The following is a 1,754-nucleotide window of genomic DNA, read 5'->3' as shown; positions in this document are numbered from 1 at the left end:
AAAATATAATTAAATTATACTGTTTTTTAATAATAAAAAAAGATTAAACCATGATATAAGTTTTAAATAATATTTAATAAGATAAATTTATTTATAAATATTATTTAAATATAAAATTTAATAAAAATAATTTATAAAAGTTTTTAACACTAAAAATAAAAGAAAACATGTATTTTTAATAACAAATAAAATAAATTAGAATAGTTTCTAATTAAAAATTAAAATAAAAAAAAACACAAAAAATAAACTAAAAAACACGAAATTAAGAAAATAATAAAAATAAAATTTAAAAAACTAATAAAAAAAAATAGAAAAAATCTAAAAAGTAGATAATAGAATTAGATTAATGAAGATAATCCAACTACTACTAAACTTGAAAAGTTATAACCTAATAGTATGGAGCAAAAGTGGAATAATAAGTATAAAACTACTAATATTAATGCAATTTTAAACAAAAATGCAATACTTTCAATAAGGAAATACAATACTAATATTATTAATGCTATTATTATTAATCCAGCTATAAACCCCACCATAGATTTATCCTCCTGCTAATATAGTTTTAGATCCTTGATTTGAAATTTCTTCTTTTTCAAAATCAATATCAAATTTAACCCTTTCAATAGTATCAATTAAAGCTTCATAAGATTTTTGTCTATGAGGTCCAAGAATTGCAACTATAAAAAGACTATCACCAGTATAAAATTCACCAATATAATGAATAATATTAACTTCAAAAACTCCAAATTTTGTTTTAACATCTTCAGCAATTTCTTTCATTTCTTTTTCTGCTTTTTCAATATCGGGAGTTTTAAGTATTAATTTATCAACTTTTTTACCAGGTTCTTTACCTCTTACTATACCTTCAAAAGTAAAAATTGCTCCAGCTTCATCTACTTTATTAGATTTTTTAACATCTTCTATTAAATCTGCGGCAGTTACAACATCATCATCTTTTTTAATTATACGTACTACCATACAAAATCACTCCATTTTATAATCTATTATATTATAATATAACTATAGTTATATAAATATTTTTATTTAAAAATTTTACTATGAATATTAAATTCTAATTAACTTAGTAAAATAATCTAAATAAATATTTAATAAGATCATATTAAATCTTAAGAATAACTATGAATATTTAATTATTATAATTCACTAATCTCTTTTTTATAAAGATGTCTAATTCTATTTATACCATCAAATGCATTAATTAACTCAATAGTTTTATCAGATACAAGTTTTTCCCAATTTCCACCATTAATCATTCTTTTTCTAATTTCAGTTCCAGATAATAAAGTTCTATTAAATAATGGAGGAGCTTCTACTTCATAATTTTCTTCATAAAATAATCTTTGTACTAAAGGATTACCTGAATAAACTACAGAAAATGGTGGTGTCATCATTTTAACATGAGATACCCATATAGCATTAGTATTAATATCTTCTATTGGAATAATATAATATTTAGAAGGATCAACACCTTCATCTGCTAAAGTTTGTCCAATCATTAATATTCTTTCACCAGCAGTGAAAGGATTATCTAAAGTATGTGATTTTTGAGCACTACCAACAGCAATGATAAGCTCATCAACCTCATCAAGTATTTTTAAAATAACTTGAAGATGCCCTTCATGGATTGGTTGCATCCTACCAATAAGTAAACCTCTTTTAACTGTCATTTTTAAATTCCTCAATCTTACTTATTATATCATATTATATTTTATATTTCTAATTTCAAATATTAA

At 21.5% G+C, this 1,754-nt stretch carries 3 protein-coding genes; all 3 read right to left on the bottom strand.

The features are described from left to right. Positions 1–338: 338 nt before the first annotated feature. A complete protein-coding gene (locus tag BGI41_RS08345) occupies positions 339–536 on the bottom strand; it encodes a hypothetical protein (RefSeq protein ID WP_143744820.1) in 198 nt (65 codons plus the stop codon). A 4-nt stretch (positions 537–540) separates the two neighbouring features. Further along, the gene (locus BGI41_RS07960; RefSeq protein ID WP_088540166.1) at positions 541–978 is read right to left on the bottom strand and encodes a molybdenum cofactor biosynthesis protein MoaE; all 438 of its coding nucleotides are present in this window, start codon (positions 976–978) and stop codon (positions 541–543) included. Between the two features lie 176 nt (positions 979–1,154). Beyond that, positions 1,155–1,688, bottom strand: coding sequence for a nicotinamide-nucleotide adenylyltransferase (locus tag BGI41_RS07955; RefSeq protein WP_088540165.1), 534 nt, complete (start codon positions 1,686–1,688; stop codon positions 1,155–1,157). Positions 1,689–1,754 lie beyond the last annotated feature (66 nt).

This window comes from Methanobrevibacter sp. 87.7 (genome assembly GCF_002208625.1).
Classification (GTDB): Archaea; Methanobacteriota; Methanobacteria; order Methanobacteriales; family Methanobacteriaceae; genus Methanarmilla.
Note: the sequence above shows the minus strand (reverse complement) of the source record. Positions and strands in the feature narration are given on the sequence as shown.